The 16,183-nt window shown below is 31.6% G+C and carries 15 protein-coding genes; 13 read left to right on the top strand and 2 right to left on the bottom strand.

Going from position 1 to position 16,183, the window contains the following annotated elements; genetic code table 11:
- Positions 1-33: 33 nt before the first annotated feature.
- Positions 34-645: a hypothetical protein gene (locus tag P3875_RS05045; RefSeq protein ID WP_303445197.1), complete on the top strand. Its 612-nt coding sequence runs from the start codon at positions 34-36 to the stop codon at positions 643-645.
- Positions 646-693: 48 nt separating this feature from the next.
- Here the strand turns inward: P3875_RS05045 and P3875_RS05050 are convergent, their stop codons facing one another.
- Positions 694-3,102 (bottom strand): TonB-dependent receptor domain-containing protein, encoded by a 2,409-nt coding sequence (locus P3875_RS05050; protein ID WP_303445198.1) that lies wholly within the window; start codon positions 3,100-3,102, stop codon positions 694-696.
- A 170-nt stretch (positions 3,103-3,272) separates the two neighbouring features.
- Between P3875_RS05050 and argS the strand changes: the two genes are divergently transcribed.
- Complete coding sequence (argS, locus tag P3875_RS05055; protein ID WP_303445199.1) at positions 3,273-5,060, top strand: arginine--tRNA ligase; 1,788 nt, start codon at positions 3,273-3,275, stop codon at positions 5,058-5,060.
- 37 nt (positions 5,061-5,097) lie between these two features.
- Here the strand turns inward: argS and P3875_RS05060 are convergent, their stop codons facing one another.
- Positions 5,098-5,451: a hypothetical protein gene (locus tag P3875_RS05060; protein WP_303445200.1), complete on the bottom strand. Its 354-nt coding sequence runs from the start codon at positions 5,449-5,451 to the stop codon at positions 5,098-5,100.
- 738 nt (positions 5,452-6,189) lie between these two features.
- Here P3875_RS05060 and ffh point away from each other — a divergent pair.
- From ffh to P3875_RS05115, 11 genes are all read left to right on the top strand, one after another.
- Positions 6,190-7,533, top strand: coding sequence for a signal recognition particle protein (ffh, locus tag P3875_RS05065; protein WP_303445201.1), 1,344 nt, complete (start codon positions 6,190-6,192; stop codon positions 7,531-7,533).
- A 106-nt stretch (positions 7,534-7,639) separates the two neighbouring features.
- Entirely contained in the window at positions 7,640-8,527 is an 888-nt protein-coding gene (locus P3875_RS05070) for a bifunctional 5,10-methylenetetrahydrofolate dehydrogenase/5,10-methenyltetrahydrofolate cyclohydrolase (RefSeq protein ID WP_303445202.1), read from the top strand.
- Positions 8,528-8,707: 180 nt separating this feature from the next.
- The gene (locus P3875_RS05075; RefSeq protein ID WP_303445203.1) at positions 8,708-10,348 is read left to right on the top strand and encodes a MutS-related protein; all 1,641 of its coding nucleotides are present in this window, start codon (positions 8,708-8,710) and stop codon (positions 10,346-10,348) included.
- 1 nt (position 10,349) lies between these two features.
- On the top strand, positions 10,350-10,892 hold the full coding sequence (locus tag P3875_RS05080) for a HutD family protein (RefSeq protein ID WP_303445204.1): 543 nt from the start codon (positions 10,350-10,352) through the stop codon (positions 10,890-10,892).
- 66 nt (positions 10,893-10,958) lie between these two features.
- Positions 10,959-11,573 (top strand): hypothetical protein, encoded by a 615-nt coding sequence (locus P3875_RS05085; RefSeq protein ID WP_303445205.1) that lies wholly within the window; start codon positions 10,959-10,961, stop codon positions 11,571-11,573.
- Positions 11,574-11,870 carry a winged helix-turn-helix domain-containing protein gene (locus tag P3875_RS05090; protein WP_303445206.1) on the top strand — a complete coding sequence of 99 codons (297 nt, stop codon included), beginning with the start codon at positions 11,574-11,576 and terminating at the stop codon, positions 11,868-11,870.
- A gap of 51 nt (positions 11,871-11,921) precedes the next feature.
- Entirely contained in the window at positions 11,922-13,295 is a 1,374-nt protein-coding gene (locus P3875_RS05095) for a DUF4153 domain-containing protein (RefSeq protein ID WP_303445207.1), read from the top strand.
- 139 nt (positions 13,296-13,434) lie between these two features.
- On the top strand, positions 13,435-14,094 hold the full coding sequence (locus tag P3875_RS05100) for a bifunctional nuclease family protein (RefSeq protein ID WP_303445208.1): 660 nt from the start codon (positions 13,435-13,437) through the stop codon (positions 14,092-14,094).
- A 1-nt stretch (position 14,095) separates the two neighbouring features.
- Positions 14,096-14,920 carry a thymidylate synthase gene (locus tag P3875_RS05105; RefSeq protein WP_303445209.1) on the top strand — a complete coding sequence of 275 codons (825 nt, stop codon included), beginning with the start codon at positions 14,096-14,098 and terminating at the stop codon, positions 14,918-14,920.
- The gene (locus P3875_RS05110; RefSeq protein ID WP_303445210.1) at positions 14,920-15,411 is read left to right on the top strand and encodes a dihydrofolate reductase; all 492 of its coding nucleotides are present in this window, start codon (positions 14,920-14,922) and stop codon (positions 15,409-15,411) included. Before P3875_RS05105 ends, P3875_RS05110 begins: the two co-directional genes overlap by 1 nt.
- On the top strand, positions 15,408-16,181 hold the full coding sequence (locus P3875_RS05115; protein ID WP_303445211.1) for a hypothetical protein: 774 nt from the start codon (positions 15,408-15,410) through the stop codon (positions 16,179-16,181). Before P3875_RS05110 ends, P3875_RS05115 begins: the two co-directional genes overlap by 4 nt.
- Positions 16,182-16,183: the final 2 nt, after the last annotated feature.

The raw sequence follows: 16,183 nt of genomic DNA on the forward strand, positions 1-16,183 counted from the left end.
ATTGCCTTTTAAATTAAAATATAAAAATAGTTTATGAAAAAATTAGTGAAAGGCATTTTTGTTGCCGCTAGTTTAATAGCTTTTAACAGCTTACATGCACAGGTAGTTCAATCAGGTAGTTTTGTTGAAAAATTAAGCGTTGAAGCTCAATATGGTTTAAATAATGTTTTAAGTCCAACTGAGGGGATTAACGCGGGTGATTTTAGCGGATTTAATTTTGCTCAATTAGGCGTAAATTATCATTTTAACGATGTTTGGGCATTAAGAGGTACAGTTGCAAATTCAAAATTTACACATAAAGATATTGACGGTGTAGGGGTTACTTATACTAAAATTGTGTTAGAAGGTTCATATAATATTTTAGCTGCAGCAAATGGTTCAGCACAAGCATTTGAAGTAAATGCGCATGCAGGTTTAGGTTTAGGTTTGGGTAAAAGCGAATTTACCACTCAGAAAGAAGAAGTAGGTGTTGCACAAATTGGTATTAAGCCTACCTTTAATTTTAACGAAAGCATTGGTGTTTTTGTTGATGGAACTTTTGTACAACAATTTAGCCAACATTTTAATTTTGCAGGTACAACAATGAAAGTAGGGCCAGGTAGTTACTTAAATGTAGGTTTAGGTTTGCATTACCGATTTAACTAAAAATATAAAAACCGATTGAAAAAATTCAATCGGTTTTTTTTTGTTTTTTTAAAAGAAGCCACCAGATTTTTGTACTTCATTTGTATCTCGGTATTTACGTTGTAAAGCCTTGTTTTTAGCACTTCCAAACATGTATTGAAATCCTACAAACAACGATTGACTCTCCCATCTAAACTGACCGTTTTGGCGGTAAGGTGCATCACTTTCAAATTGCGCTTTCATAGTGTTAAATACATCGTTAAAACGTAAACTTATATTGGCTGTGTTTTCCCAAAAACTATAACGCACACCAGTGTCTACCTTGTACATTGCTTTCATAACTCCATTTACGCCCACAGCATCACCACGGTAAAAACCAAATAAAGTAGCACGTAATTGGTTTGTAATTTTAAAATTATTATTCATACGCGTGTTAAAAACATCATTGTTTACTTCGCGTAATTGCAATTCACCTTCGTTGGTATTTGTGTTTAATACGGTTACAATACCGCGTTGATTTCTATAATAGTATTCAATACTAGGCTGTACGTCCCACCATTTTGTTAACTTATAATTTGCAGATAATTCTGCACCATAAGCTGTAGCTTCATCAAAATTTCCGTAGCTCATTACCATTCTTCTTTCGGCAATAGCGTCTGCAGATGAGGTGTCTAAATAAAAAGTACGTTCAATCGGGTCGTTTATCATTCTGTAATAAGTACCTAAAGTTGCGCTGCCTTTTACACCAAAAATTTTGGTATAGTTAAATTCAACCGAATTGGTAAATTGTGGTTGTAATTCAGGATTACCAATTTGTACCACACGTGGCGTACTGTAATCTCGTACAGGTCTGGTTTGCCATGCGTTAGGGCGATCTACACGACGACTAGCACTTATTTGAAAAAAATCGGTTTGTGTAGGTGTGTAACTTAAAAATGCCGAAGGATAAACGGTTAAATAATCATCGTTAAAAGCAGCAGCTTCGTTTCCAATTACGTAATCGGCTTGTACATCGTATTTTTCAATTCGCGCGCCCAATTGGTAACCCCATTTACTGAATTTTGAACCAAATGTAGCATATGCCGATGCAATGTTCATATCGTAATTAAAATTGGTTTGGTTACCAATAATATTTGTAGTTCGGTACGTGTTATCAATAGTGGTGCTACGGTATTCGGCACCTAATTCTAATTTAGTTGCGTCGTTAATAGGGTGCACATAATCTAAATTTGCTTGTACTGCATTTACCGTATTGTTGCTGTTGTCATTGTAATTTGTTGGCGAATTACCCGCAATACCAAAATAACCACTTTGGTCGTCATTTGTTTTGTTGTAATTCACTTCAAAATCTAAGGTTTGACCAGGTTTTGCAAACAATTTTTTATAGGCAGCATTGTAAATTTGTGATTTATTTGCTCCGTTATATTCATCGGTTTGTAAAAGTGATGGCGTATTAACGTAAGATAGTGTGTTTGCAACCGTACCTACACCATCGGCATATGTTTGGTTTGTGTAAACCGAAAAAGTATTTTTATCGTTTAAATAATAATCAAAACCAAGTTTAAAGGTATGCGATTTGTTATCGTTAACAATATCAAATAATTGCGTACTCATGTCATCTAACTGCGTCATGATACCATCGTTCAAAGTTTTTTGGTCGGAAAAGTTATAGTTTCCAAAAAAATTAATTTTACCTTTTCGGTAGTTTAAATCTAATCCGTTGTTAAATTTTGGAACTTTGGCAAACGTAATATTTCCGTTGTAACTACCATTAAAACCGTCTTGCATGTTTTTCTTTAAAATAAAATTAATCATGCCCGACATACCTTCAGGGTTGTATTTTGCCGATGGATTGGTAATTAATTCAATTTTGTCAATAGCATTAGAAGGTATTTGTTTTAAAACCGTTTTAGGATCTAATTGTGTTGGTTTACCATCAATTAAAACACGGACGTTTTCGTTGCCACGCATTGATAAATTTCCGTCTTGATCCACGTTTACCGATGGAATGTTGTTCATTATATCAGAAGCAGTTGCGCCTGCAGTTGTTAAATCTTTCCCAACGCGAATCACTTTTCTATCAACCAATTGTTCCATGGTACTGCGTTCAGCATTAATAACCACGGCATCTAAAACTTGTTCATCGGCTTCCAATAAAATGCTACCTAAATCTATCGTTTTTTGGTTTGATAAATTTATAGTGTTTTTATAAGTTTTAAATCCAATATATTCAACCGAAACTTCAACAGCAGTATTAGGTAAATTCGTAATTGTAAACGATCCGTCTTCTTCTGATAATCCACCCGAAACAATTTGCCCGTTGGCTGAAACTGCAACCGATGCAAAACCTACTTCGTTTTTTGATGTTTTTTCAATTACCTTACCTTTAATTATGCCATTGCCCGTGGCTGGCTGTTGCGCCCAAGCGCTTACTGTTGCGCTTAGTAATAATGCCAGTGTTAAGTACCTTTTTTTCATTTGTTTTTTTGTTATGCGTTGCTATATATTTTAAACAAACGCTTTGTTTTATGCAATTAGTAAGCGGGGTGTTCAATTTGTTACATAAAAATTAAAATACTTATACATTTATTAAGCCAACAAATTGTTTAAAATTTTATCTTTGCAACTTCATTTTTAAATTAAAAACAATGTCTTTACAACAAATTTTAACGCCGTACATTCAGCAAGCAGTTCAACAATTATTCGGTTTAACAATCAATCGAGTGGAATTTCAGGCTACACGACGCGATTTTGAAGGAGACATTACTATGGTGGTATTTCCTTTGGTTAAGCAATTAAAAGGCAATCCTGTTGAAATTGGAAATAAAATTGGCGAGTATCTTGTTGAAAATGTTGATTTAGTATCAAAATTTAACGTAGTACAAGGCTTTTTAAATATTGTAATTGCAAATGGATATTACACCCATTTTTTTAATTCAATATACAATAATACTACTTTTGGGTACCAACCTATTAACACAAATGCCAAAGCGGTTATGGTAGAATATGCATCGCCAAACACCAATAAACCTTTGCATTTAGGACACGTACGTAACGTTCTTTTAGGCTATTCGGTAGCTCAAATTTTAAAAGCTTCAGGCAAAAAAGTATATAAAACCCAAGTTATTAACGACCGCGGTATACATATTTGTAAATCAATGTTGGCTTGGGAAAAGTTTGGAAACAACCAAACGCCAGAATCAACAGGTTTAAAAGGCGATAAATTAGTTGGTAATTATTATGTGGAATTTGATAAAGCTTACAAAACAGAAATTAACCAATTAATTGAAAAAGGTTTAACCGAAGATGAAGCTAAAAAACAAGCTCCGTTAATGCTTGAAGCTCAAGAAATGCTTCGTAAATGGGAAGCAGGCGATGAGCAAGTTGTAAATCTTTGGAAAAAAATGAACCAATGGGTTTATGATGGTTTCGAAGCCACGTATAAAAGCATCGGCGTAGATTTCGATTGTAATTATTACGAAAGCAATACCTATTTGTTAGGAAAAGATGTGGTTGAGGAAGGTTTAGCTAAAGGAATTTTTTATAAAAAAGAAGATCATTCGGTTTGGATTGATTTAACTGCCGATGGTTTAGATGAAAAATTGGTGTTGCGTTCCGATGGTACTTCGGTTTATATGACTCAAGATATTGGTACAGCTATTCAACGTGTAAAAGATTTTCCTGATGTCGGTGGAATGGTGTACACCGTTGGTAACGAGCAAGATTACCACTTTAAAGTATTGTTCTTAATTCTAAAAAAATTAGGTTACGATTGGGCAGAACATTTGTATCATTTATCTTACGGAATGGTTGATTTACCATCGGGAAAAATGAAATCGCGCGAAGGAACTGTTGTAGATGCCGATGATTTAATGAATGATATGACCGTTACTGCCAAAGAAATTTCGGAAGAATTAGGTAAGTTAGATGGCTTATCTACCCAAGAAAAAGATAGTTTATACCAAATCATAGGTTTAGGTGCCTTGAAATATTATATTTTAAAGGTAGATCCTAAAAAACGTATTTTGTTCGATCCTAAAGAATCGGTAGATTTTGCAGGAAACACAGGTCCGTTTATTCAATATACCTATGCACGTATTCAATCAATTTTACGCAAAGCCGATTTTGATTTTTCTAATGTCATTTCGAGCGAAGTCGAGAAATCTCTTCACGAAAAAGAAAAAGAGTTGATTAAAATATTAGAGCAATTCCCTGATGTTATTCAGCAAGCAGCCAAAACATACAGTCCGGCGTTAATTGCTAATTACACCTACGATTTGGTTAAAGAATACAACTCGTTTTACCAATCGGTATCTATTTTAGGAGAAGAAAATACCTATAAAAAAGTATTCCGTGTACAATTATCAAACAAAGTAGCACAAACTATTAAAAATGCCTTTGCTTTGTTAGGAATTGATGTTCCAAATAGAATGTAAAATATGAAAACGCCTCTTGTAAAAGGGGCGTTTTTTGTTAGTTTTTGTTTTTTTTAAATCTCTGTAAATCATTCCAGTGCTTTGGATCAACTTGTTTCCAATATAATTCATAAAAATCTACTTTTTTAGGATTTTCTTGAATTATGAATTGCCCGAAAAGAGTAACTAATTTATCACGATAAGTTGAACTTTCGGCAAGTAAGTCATTGTTTTCTTTGTCAAAAATTAAAATTGAAGCGTAGATAGCTTCTGGTGATTCTAAACCATTAGTTGCAATTGTAAATTTTGTAGAGTCTTTTGGAAACAATTGTATGTTTTCCCAAACTAAAATCGGATGTGTTTCATTATTAACATAAATTTCTTTATGCCATTTTCCAAATTTATCAAACATTATTTTTTTTGTATACATAGCAGTATATACACAATCATATTTTACTTCATTTAGTTTTATAGTATCTTTATTAACAACTGAAATAAATTTGTCATATATAATGTTACTAAAACTGTTTTTAAGAAATTTTTTACATCTACTTTCTTGTGAATAGTTTGTATAGGATAGCAGAGATATAATTAATAAGTAAATTGAATTTTTCATCTTAAGTAGTTTTACGAAAAATACTACATATTTGTTTGTTTTAAAAATGTTTTTATTCGAGCTGATATACACAACTTTTTCAAAATTTTAAATTTTTGCAAAGTTTTTTTACTTTGCAAAAAAACTTCAAACTTTAATGACTCATGCAATTAACCAAAAACAATAAAATAATTTTAAGCATTCACGCAATAAACCTTTTGTGCATTATTTTAGCATTTACTAACAGTAAGTTTTTACCTTATATGCCTAGTTTTTACACTTTTATTTTTGTTTATTTAATAGGCGATTATTTTAAAGCAAGAAATAGAAAATACTTTTTTAGAAATGCTTTAATGTACAGTTTAGTAAGCCTAATTAGCGCTTTAATTATAATTGTTATTAAATACAGCTAAAAAATACAATTTTAAAAATGCTGCATTTTTGTAGCAGTTTTTTTTATCTAAAAAATAATTATACGACTTAAAGTTGAAATTAAATTTTTGATACATCTTTTACTTTATTGTATATTTGCACTTTAGTTATAATACAACAACTATGTTTGATAATTTAAGCGATAAATTAGATAAAGCCTTTCATATATTAAAAGGTCATGGCAAAATTACCGAAGTTAACGTTGCCGAAACCTTAAAAGAAGTACGCCGTGCGTTGCTTGATGCCGACGTAAACTTTAAAATTGCTAAAGATTTTACTGCACGTGTTAAAGAAAAAGCCATTGGGCAAGACGTTTTAACAACGTTGCAACCTGGGCAGTTAATGGTTAAAATCGTTAAAGACGAATTAATAGAATTAATGGGTGGTGATGCTGTCGGGGTTAACCTTTCGGGTACGCCAAGCGTTATATTGATGTCGGGTTTACAAGGTTCTGGTAAAACTACTTTTTCGGGTAAATTAGCAAACTTCTTAAAAACCAAAAAAAATAAAAAACCTTTATTGGTTGCCTGTGATATTTACCGTCCTGCGGCAATCAATCAGTTGCATGTGGTGGGCGATCAAATTGGTGTTGAGGTTTATTCTGAACCAGAAAATAAAAACGCCGTTTCAATTGCAACTAATGCTATTGAACACGCAAAGCAAAACGGTTTTAACGTAGTTATTGTTGATACCGCTGGTCGTTTAGCAATTGATGAAGAAATGATGAACGAAATTGCAAACGTTCATGCAGCTATTAAACCACACGAAACTTTGTTTGTTGTAGATTCTATGACTGGTCAAGATGCTGTAAATACTGCCAAAGCGTTTAACGATCGTTTAAATTTTGATGGGGTGGTACTTACAAAATTAGATGGTGATACACGCGGTGGTGCTGCAATATCTATTAAATCAATTGTAAATAAACCCATTAAATTTATTGGTACGGGCGAAAAAATGGATGCGATAGATGTGTTCTATCCCGATCGTATGGCCGACCGTATTTTGGGTATGGGCGATGTAATTTCGTTAGTAGAGCGCGCTCAGGCTCAGTACGACGAAGAAGAAGCTAGAAAAATTCAAAAGAAAATCGCTAAAAACGAATTTGGTTTTGATGACTTCTTAAGTCAAATTCAACAAGTAAAAAAAATGGGGTCAATGAAAGACCTTATGGGAATGATTCCTGGCGTTGGTAAAGCGTTAAAAGATGTTGAAATTGAAGATGATGCTTTTAAACACATCGAAGCCATTATTCATTCAATGACACCGGTTGAACGCAAAAAACCTTCGTTGTTAGATGCAAAACGTAAACAACGAATTGCAAAAGGTTCAGGAACCGATATTCAACAAGTAAATCAATTACTTAAACAGTTCGATCAAATGAGTAAAATGATGAAGATGATGCAAGGTGCACAAGGTAAAAACCTAATGCGCATGATGGGACAAATGAAAGGTATGGGATTACAATAAAAATCATTTTGTAAATAAAAAAGCCTAATTAAACAACCTGCAAGGTTTTAAATCTTGTAGGTTTTCAATTTCATAAAAAAACAAAACAACTAAACACAACAACACAATGCAATTATTAGACGGTAAAAAAGTATCCGAAGAAATTAAAAACGAAATTGCAGCCGAAGTGGCCTTAATGAAACAGCGTGGCGAAAAAGTACCCCATTTAGCAGCTGTTTTAGTTGGTAGCAACGGTGCTAGTTTAACGTATGTAGGCAGTAAAGTTAAAACCTGTGAAAAAATTGGTTTTGATTCTACTTTAGTTTCGTTGCCCGAAGAAACTACTGAAGAAGAACTTTTAGCAAAAATTAATGAATTGAACAATAATGATGCTATTGATGGGTTTATTGTTCAATTACCCTTGCCTAAACATATTGATGAGCAAAAGGTATTAAATGCTGTTGATCCTGATAAAGATGTAGATGGTTTTCACCCTGAAAACTTTGGTCGTATGGCGCTAGAATTAGAATCATTTATTCCAGCAACTCCTTTTGGAATTTTACAGTTATTAGAGCGTAATAGAATTGAAACCAAAGGTAAAAATGTAGTAGTTATTGGTAGATCTAATATTGTTGGTAAGCCTATGAGTTTATTAATGAGCCGTAAAGCGTATCCGGGAAATGCAACGGTAACATTAACACACTCTGCTACACAAAACATCGAGGAAATTACTCGCGAAGCCGATATTGTTATTACTGCTTTAGGGGTGCCAGAATTTTTAAAAGCAAATATGATTAAAGCTGGTGCTGTAATTGTTGACGTTGGTATTACACGCGTTGCCGATGAAACAAATGCGAAAGGGTATGTTATTAAAGGCGATGTAGCTTTTGATGAGGTGGCCGAAAAAGCATCATGGATAACACCTGTTCCTGGAGGAGTAGGACCTATGACGATTGCCATGTTAATGAAAAATACTTTAATTGCCAGAGAGCGCAGAGCTAAAAAAAATAAATAATTTATAGTTTAAACCATTTCATTTAGAAATGGTTTTTTTACATAATTTAATTGCAGTAATATGTATAACACCATAAGCCAACAACAAACTCAAATTTTAAATAAGCTAACAAAACAAAAAAATACATTTAGTATTTTGCGACTTGTTTTACTTGTTACCGCTCTTTATTTTTTATACAAAATGCTTTATTTAAAAAACGAAATGTACGGTTGGGCAGCTTTTGCATTTGTAGTTATGTTTGTTTGGGTGGTTTGGTATTACATGAAAATTCAAAGTAAAATTGAATACCATAATATTTTAAAAAGCATAAACACTAACGAAATTTCTTTTTTAGAAGGCAATCATAAATTTATTAATGGAGTTGAATATCAAAACCCGCAACATGCTTTTTCTTATGATTTAGATTTGTTTGGGCCTAATTCTATTTTTGAATTTATAAACAGAACTGGCACTTTTTTAGGTAAAGATGCTTTGGCAATGCAGTTACAAGAAATTCCTTTGAACGAAGAAATTCAACAAAAACAAGAAGCTGTACAAGAACTATCACAATTAATTCATTTCAGGCAACATTTTCAAGCACTTTCATTATTAGCAAATACTCAAAAAAACGATGATTTAGCAATTAAAGATTGGACAGAAACTTTTAACCTAAAAATACCAAAATCCACACAAATTTTAGCTTATGTTTTACCTATTTGTTTGGTTTTAAGTGTAATAGCTTCGTATTTAAACCTTCATGAGGTATTTTCTAAATTGGTTGTTTTCTTTTTTACTGCTAATTTATTAGCAATGGGAAGTTTTAGTCGATTTATTTTAAAAGAAATAGGTAAAAGCGATAAAATATCCAATACATTAAATCAATACGCTAAAATGTTACAAGCGTTTGAAAGTCAAAAATTTCAATCAACACACTTACAAACATTACAAAAGCAACTTCAAATAAATCAACAATCGGCTTATCAAGTTGTAAATGAATTGGCAAATCATTTCGAAAAATTAAATACCATAGCCAATTTGTTCGTGTTTATTGTATTTAATGGACTTTTTCAATATCATTTTTGGGTATTTAAAAAATTACAAAACTGGAAAACGCTGCATCAACAACAATTATGGCAATTTATGCAGGTTTTAGGTAAAGTTGAAGCGTTAAACAGTTTAGCAAATTTTGCCTACAATAACCCAACGTATCATTTCCCTAATATAACAAAAGATAAAATTTCTTTTGAAGATTTAGGTCATCCACTTATTTTAAAAGGAAAGCGCGTAAAAAACGATATTAGTTTTACAGATAAGAAATTCGTTATTTTAACTGGTAGCAATATGAGTGGTAAAAGTACTTTTTTGCGAACCATTGGTATTAATTTGGTTTTAAGTTTTGCTGGCGCCCCAATTGATGCAAAAAAGGCAAGTGTTTTTCCTATGCCATTGTGGGTTTCTATGCGTTTAACCGATTCGTTACATGATAGTGAATCGTTCTTTTTTGCCGAAGTAAAACGATTGAAACAAATTGTAAGCGAAGCCGAAAAGCAACCTATTTTTGTGCTTTTAGATGAAATTTTAAAAGGAACCAATTCTAACGACAAACAATCAGGAACCATTGGGGTTATTGAAAAATTACATCATTTAAATGTATTGGGAATGATTGCTACTCACGATTTAGAAGTATGTGAAACCACCAATAAGTACCCAGAAACTATGGAAAATAAATGTTTTGAAGTTGAAATTTTTAATGACGAATTACATTTTGATTACTTGTTAAAAAGTGGGATTTGTAAAAATAAAAATGCGACTTTTATAATGAAAAAAATGCAAATTATTTAATATGAATGTTCAAATTATAAATAAAAAGAGTGTTTTAGCATCGGTTTGGGATGGTGGTGAAACCTATGAATATTTTATTTTCCCAAAGGATGCTTTATATACAAATCGAAATTTTTTGTTCCGTATAAGTGTAGCTACTATTAATAAAGCACCTTCTACTTTTACACAATTTAATAATTACCAGCGTTTTTTAGTTATGTTAAATGGTAATTTACATGTAAATTTGAACGGAAAGGAAAAGCATTTTTCAACCAATGATGTTTTTGAATTTCAATCGAATGATTTTATTGAATCTTTTACAACAGGTAAAGATTTTAATTTCATGGTTGAAAAAAATGCGAATGCAAATGTTGTTATAGCAACTGAATGGAACATTTTATCAAGCAAATTTGCTTTCGTTTTTGTTACAAGTAATACTACAGTAACGGTTAACCAAAATACATATTTTTTACAAACAGATGATTTACTGATAGTTACAAACTATTTAAATTCAAATTTAAATATACAAACCAACAATAATGCAATTATTGGTTATTGTAATTAAAAAAAACTCAAAATTATTTTGAAAACAAAATATTTCAAATAACTTTGTGTTTCAAAGTAGATTAAAATGAATCAAAAAGTATCAGATGATTTAGCACATATCCGTAACATGATGGAACGTTCGTCAAGGTTCATGTCTTTAAGTGGTTTATCAGGCATAGGAGCGGGCATTGTAGGTTTAGCAACTGGTTGTATTGCAATGTATATTTTAAACGGATCAAATTTTTCTGTTGAGAAATATAGACCTAATGTTTCAACTGGAATCACACTACAGTTATTAATCTTATTAGGTATTTCGGCATTATTGTTAGCTGTTTTTTTTGGATGTTTTTTCACTATTCGTAAAAGCAAAAAATTAGGTTTACAAGTTTGGACATCAACCACAAAAAAAATATTGTTGCAATTGGCAATTCCGTTAGTAACAGGTGGTGTTTTTGTATTGGCTTTATTGCAATACCAATTATACGGTTTAGTTGCAGGTACTACTTTAGTTTTTTATGGTTTGGCTTTAATAAATGCTGAAAAATATACTTTTTCAGACATTAAATATTTAGGTTATTTAGAAATTTTATTGGGCTGTTTATCGCTGTTTTTTATTGGTAAAGGTTTGCTTTTTTGGACGTTGGGTTTTGGTGTTTTGCATATAGTGTACGGAATTATTCTTTACCGAAAATATAAATAAATGAGTATAATTAGCGGTTTAAATAAAGAGTTTGAAAGCAGAGTTCGGCTGGGAATCATGTCGGTACTTATGGTGAACGATTGGGTAGATTTTACCGAAATGAAAAACATGTTGCAAGTAACCGATGGTAATTTAGCAAGTCATTCAACGGCTTTGGAAAAGCACGAATATATTGAAATTAAAAAGGAATTTGTTGGTAAAAAGCCGCGAACATCGTATAAAATTACATTATTAGGGAAACAAGCTTTTCAAGCGCATTTAGCTTTTCTAGAAAAAATGCTCAAAATAGAATCATAAATTTTTTTATCTATAAACTTTGAAACACAAAGTACTTTAAACTTTTAAATTATGAAAAAACAATTTTTAATTTTTATTAGCACCATTTTGTTTGCTTTTATGTTTTATAACCTAGAATTGGGTATAAATACATCTATTTTTGCTTTGGTAATATTGTTGGCACAGTTTGCTTTAAATACCAGTTTAATTAAAAATACCAAAGCGTTGTTATTAGGTTTTTGTGTAGTAGTTTCTTGTATATCAAACGCTTGGTTAATATCGCCAGTAACGGTTTTATCGGTTTTAATTACCTCATTTGTTTTTAGGTATTGTACGGTGTACCCTGAAATGAAATTGCTTTCAAACGCATTTAATTTTGTGTTAAGTTGGCCGGCTTTTATTGGTAGAATTTTTTTGGTAGATCAATGGTTTGAATTCAAAAAAGAAGATTCTAAAAAAACAATTATTACCCTTTTTTCATACATTATTTTGCCTTTGGGAATTTTATCTATCTTTTTTGCATTGTATGTATCTTCAAGTGAATGGTTAAGTAAATGGTACAACCGTTATGAATGGAATATTGATGGACTTATTATTTTTACAATCATTGTTGGTTTTTATATCAGTTTTGTGTTTTGGCATATTCATGGTTTTAATTTTATTAAAGTAATCGATAAAAGTTTACAATTTAACTTTTCAAACCAACAAAAAAATAATTTAAAACCTACGCTAAATTACATACCCGTTTCGTTTGAAATGCGTAGTGGTATTATAACCTTAGTTAGTTTAAACTGTATGTTGTTGTTTTTTATAATTGTTTTTAATGTAGAAAATGCCCAACAAAGCATTCAGCACCTTTCAGAATACAGTAGTCGTACACACAGCCAAGTTTACTTAATCATTGTATCGGTTTTCTTAGCAATGGCAGTAGTTTTGTTCTTTTTTAAAGATACTTTAAACTTTGTTAAAAATAATAAATGGTTGTTACTGCTATCAAAAATTTGGATTGGTTTAAATGCAATTTTAATAGTTTCGGCTTTTAATCAAAATACAGTTTATATTAACGCTTTGGGGCTAACTTACAAACGTTTAGGAGTATATATGTTTTTAATAATATGTTTAATTGGTTTAATTTATTCATTTCTAAAAATAGTAAATCAAAAAACTAATTTTTATTTAATAGATCGTATTACATGGACGTTGTTTTACACTTTGGTTTTCTGTGCTACTTTTAATTGGGGCGGCATTATCACTAAATACAATATGCGTCAACCAAAATTCGATTTAAACTATGTAACTTACCATTTATTTGGTAACGAAAAGCTTTTAATTCAATATTTCAAACAAAATAATATTCCAATTCCAGATGAAATTCAGCAAAGAATAAAATATCATAAAAACCTTCCTTTTTTATCAAAGCAATTATATTATCAATCAATTCAATAAAAAAAATGCATGCTAGTAAGCGTGCATTTTTTAAAAACTACTCTGTGTAATTGTAAACAAAAAAACAGTTGTAAATTATCGTATTCAAATTAAAAATGTACCTTTGTTTTTACCTTTGTATTAGGGAATTTTGATAAATATGAATTTAGTACAATTAACAATAAAAGGTATTTCGTACAGCCATACACAAAACGGAGCTTATGCTTTAATTTTGAACGAAGTAAACGGTGATCGAAAATTACCTATAGTTATAGGTGCTTATGAAGCACAAGCAATTGCAATTGCAATTGAAGAAGATTTAAAGCCTCCGCGCCCTTTAACACATGATTTGTTTAAAACTTTTTGTGATCGATTTAATATTATTGTTACGCAAGTTATTATTCACAAATTGGTTGATGGTGTGTTTTATTCAAGCATTATTTGTAAAAATAACGATAAAGAAGAAGTGATTGATGCGCGTACATCTGATGCTATTTCGTTAGCATTGCGTTTTGATGCGCCTATTTTTACGTATCAAAATATCTTAGATAAAGCAGGTATTTATTTAAGAGAGCAAGATTTAGAAGCTACAGACGAAGATGATGATTACATTGATGAGGATGAAGATGATAACGAAAATAACGAATCGTTAAGCGATACAATTGACGAGTTTTTAAACATGATGCCTACAGAAAAGCCTAATGAATTAGCCGCTTTTTCTGTAAAAGAATTAAATGAAATGCTTGATGCTGCTGTACTTAACGAAGATTACGAAAAAGCAGCTCGTTTACGCGATGAACTTTCTAAACGCAACTTGTAACATGCAACAATATTTAGATTTAGTAAAGCACGTTTTAGAAAACGGCGTGCAAAAAGGCGATAGAACAGGCACAGGCACTAAAAGTGTTTTTGGTTACCAAATGCGTTTTAATTTGGAAGATGGTTTTCCGTTAGTTACTACCAAAAAAGTGCATGTTAAATCTATCATTCACGAATTACTTTGGTTTTTAAAAGGCGAAACCAATATAGCTTATTTAAAAGAAAATGGTGTGCGTATTTGGGACGAATGGGCTAATGAAAATGGCGACCTAGGGCCTATTTATGGCTACCAATGGCGCAATTGGAATGGCGAAGAAATCGATCAAATTAAAGAATTAATCGAAACCCTAAAAACTAATCCAAACAGCCGTAGAATGTTAGTTTCGGCTTGGAATCCTTCTGTATTACCCGATACTACTGTTTCTTTTGAAGAAAACGTTGCAAATGGTAAAGCTGCTTTACCGCCTTGCCATGCGTTTTTTCAGTTTTATGTTGCAAATGGTAAATTATCTTGTCAATTATACCAACGTTCGGCCGATATTTTCTTAGGTGTGCCTTTTAACATTGCATCATACGCTTTATTTACAATGATGGTGGCACAAGTTTGTGGACTAGGTTATGGTGATTTTATTCATACTTTTGGCGATGCTCATATTTACAACAACCACTTTGAACAGGTTGAATTACAATTATCGCGTCAACCCAAGCCAATGCCAAAAATGATTCTGAATCCGGATGTAAAAGATATTTTTGACTTTACTTACAGTGATTTTACTTTGGTTGATTATGACCCGCATCCAGCCATAAAAGGACAAGTATCTGTATAATGAAAATTAGTTTAATAGCTGCAATTGCGCAAAATAACGCTATAGGTAAAAACAATGATTTACTGTGGCATTTACCTGCCGATTTTAAACATTTTAAAGAAACAACAAGCGGACATTTTATTTTAATGGGGCGCAAAACTTTTGAAAGTTTTCCTAAGCCATTGCCTAACCGCACCCATTTAATTATTACCAGACAGGTAAATTACAACACACCCGAAAATTGTTATGTGTTTGCGTCAGTAGCTCAAGCGTTACAATTTGCAAAGCAAAAAAACCAACAAACAATTTATATAATAGGTGGTGGCGAAATTTATAACCAAACAATTGCTATAGCTAATCAGTTGGTAATTACTCATGTACAGGCTGTTTTTGAAGATGCCGATGCTTTTTTTCCTGAAATTACAACTAATTGGAATGTTGTTTCTGAAGAGTTTCATCAAGCAAACGATAAAAACAAGTACAATTTCACCATAAAGATTTACGAGAAATGATACAAAAGGGGTGTTTAATTGGTTTATTATTTTCGGTTGTTTCGGTTTACGCACAAACAGCCACATTTAAAGTGGCATTGCCTAAACCCAAAACACTTACATATTACGGTATAAACCATTTAGGCGATACCACTTCTATTGTTTCAAACGAAATAGCCAAAGAAACTCCTTTAAAAACTTTTACTTTTAACGATCCCTTTTTGGGGCAAATTGCCTTGTATGATGAACGCAACCCGTTGCAACAATTAGTTTTTTATAAAAACACACAACATGTTGTAATTTTAGATAATCAGTTAAGTTTTAAAGAGAAAATTAATTTAACGGAACGATACCCAGAAATCGATGCAATTTACGCATCGCTTACTTCACAAAATACTATTTGGGTGTTTGATAATCTATCAAAACGTTGGTGCATTTTAACAAATCAACAACCAACACCGCTTTTTGTTGGAAATAGTTTAGATAAATATTCATTTATAACAACTAATGGTAATTTTGCATATTGGCAAACTAACCAAACAGTTTACCAAATGGATGTTTACGGAAAAATTACAAACCAAATTTCTTTACCACAAAAGGCACAATTGTTAGCAATTAATAACGATTTGTTAGTGTATATATTAAACAATAATTTATTTTTGTTAAATACTAAAAATAACAAAACAGAACATTTAACAAACGTAGAAACACCCGCACAAACTGTTTTTTTAAACGCCAAAAGTGTAAGTGTTTTTACAAGCGATAAATTGTATTTGTATCAAATAAATTAACA

The sequence above is a fragment of the Myroides sp. JBRI-B21084 genome (assembly GCF_030545015.1).
Classification (GTDB): Bacteria; Bacteroidota; Bacteroidia; order Flavobacteriales; family Flavobacteriaceae; genus Flavobacterium.

Excerpts from the sequence above, each read along its gene's own strand:
- P3875_RS05045 (WP_303445197.1), top strand. The coding sequence starts at position 34 with ATGAAAAAATTAGTGAAAGGCATTTTTGTTGCCGCTAGTTTAATAGCT.
- P3875_RS05050 (WP_303445198.1), bottom strand. The coding sequence starts at position 3,102 with ATGAAAAAAAGGTACTTAACACTGGCATTATTACTAAGCGCAACAGTA.
- argS (WP_303445199.1), top strand. The coding sequence starts at position 3,273 with ATGTCTTTACAACAAATTTTAACGCCGTACATTCAGCAAGCAGTTCAA.
- P3875_RS05060 (WP_303445200.1), bottom strand. The coding sequence starts at position 5,451 with ATGTTTGATAAATTTGGAAAATGGCATAAAGAAATTTATGTTAATAAT.
- ffh (WP_303445201.1), top strand. The coding sequence starts at position 6,190 with ATGTTTGATAATTTAAGCGATAAATTAGATAAAGCCTTTCATATATTA.
- P3875_RS05070 (WP_303445202.1), top strand. The coding sequence starts at position 7,640 with ATGCAATTATTAGACGGTAAAAAAGTATCCGAAGAAATTAAAAACGAA.
- P3875_RS05075 (WP_303445203.1), top strand. The coding sequence starts at position 8,708 with ATGCTTTATTTAAAAAACGAAATGTACGGTTGGGCAGCTTTTGCATTT.
- P3875_RS05080 (WP_303445204.1), top strand. The coding sequence starts at position 10,350 with ATGAATGTTCAAATTATAAATAAAAAGAGTGTTTTAGCATCGGTTTGG.
- P3875_RS05085 (WP_303445205.1), top strand. The coding sequence starts at position 10,959 with ATGAATCAAAAAGTATCAGATGATTTAGCACATATCCGTAACATGATG.
- P3875_RS05090 (WP_303445206.1), top strand. The coding sequence starts at position 11,574 with ATGAGTATAATTAGCGGTTTAAATAAAGAGTTTGAAAGCAGAGTTCGG.
- P3875_RS05095 (WP_303445207.1), top strand. The coding sequence starts at position 11,922 with ATGAAAAAACAATTTTTAATTTTTATTAGCACCATTTTGTTTGCTTTT.
- P3875_RS05100 (WP_303445208.1), top strand. The coding sequence starts at position 13,435 with ATGAATTTAGTACAATTAACAATAAAAGGTATTTCGTACAGCCATACA.
- P3875_RS05105 (WP_303445209.1), top strand. The coding sequence starts at position 14,096 with ATGCAACAATATTTAGATTTAGTAAAGCACGTTTTAGAAAACGGCGTG.
- P3875_RS05110 (WP_303445210.1), top strand. The coding sequence starts at position 14,920 with ATGAAAATTAGTTTAATAGCTGCAATTGCGCAAAATAACGCTATAGGT.
- P3875_RS05115 (WP_303445211.1), top strand. The coding sequence starts at position 15,408 with ATGATACAAAAGGGGTGTTTAATTGGTTTATTATTTTCGGTTGTTTCG.